Below are 738 nucleotides of genomic sequence, written 5' to 3'. Positions count from 1 at the left end.
TCATACCAACAAAAGGAAATAAACATGCAATCTATCTCTAACTCTCCCTTGAGTGATAAAGGGAAAATAACCGCGTTTTTCGCGTTCGTAGCGGCGGCGCTGTGTCTCATGCCAGAAGTGGCTTTGGCGGCGGATATGTTTGCTTCGGCAAAAACGGACATTTCAGACACCATGTTTGGCGATACCGTGAAATACATTATGTGGGGAGGCGCGGCTCTGGCTGGTTTGATAGTCGGGATCTTTCAGAAGAACTGGGTGATGGGTGCTGTCACCTTCTTTGGTGCGATGATCTTTTGGAACGTTGCATCCGGTCTGCTTCCTTAATCAATGAGGAGCGCATCCCATGAAAACCAACCAGAGCCTGTTTAGTCCCCATTTTCAATCCAGTAGGGAAAAAGCCGGCGACAACGAGAACACCATGACAATGCCTGCTTTTCGGGTGGGTAAGTCTTTTTTTACCCGCACCCTCGCGAGCACATTTAAGGGTTGTGATGATTCAGGCATCCAACATTACCGTGTTGGGAAATAGCACAGGAGCGTGAACATGGAACAACCTGAGCAGTATTACCTCATCCCTTCAAGTTTTGATAACGGTGAAGTTTTTATGGGCTTGCCTCGTGAAGAAAGCTTACCAGCGGCCTTTGTCGTGGCAATAGGGTTCATGATGGGGCATGAAATGATTGGGCTGGCTTTAGCCATTGGTTGTTTGTTTGGGGTGCGCTACATCAAAGGGCAATA

Annotated in this window: 3 protein-coding genes; all 3 read left to right on the top strand. The window is 48.0% G+C overall.

The features are described 5' to 3' along the window. Positions 1–324 (top strand): hypothetical protein (locus tag BCT34_RS00575; RefSeq protein ID WP_102300442.1); only part of this gene is annotated, 324 nt, incomplete at its 5' end. Positions 325–343: 19 nt separating this feature from the next. Then, positions 344–529 carry a hypothetical protein gene (locus BCT34_RS00570; RefSeq protein WP_076651824.1) on the top strand — a complete coding sequence of 62 codons (186 nt, stop codon included), beginning with the start codon at positions 344–346 and terminating at the stop codon, positions 527–529. Between the two features lie 15 nt (positions 530–544). After that, positions 545–738 (top strand): type IV conjugative transfer system protein TraL (locus BCT34_RS00565; protein ID WP_241906866.1); only part of this gene is annotated, 194 nt, incomplete at its 3' end.

Origin of the sequence: Vibrio sp. 10N.261.45.E2 (genome assembly GCF_002875705.1) — a bacterium.
Taxonomy (GTDB): Bacteria; Pseudomonadota; Gammaproteobacteria; order Enterobacterales; family Vibrionaceae; genus Vibrio.
This window is presented reverse-complemented; position numbering and strand designations above follow the sequence as displayed.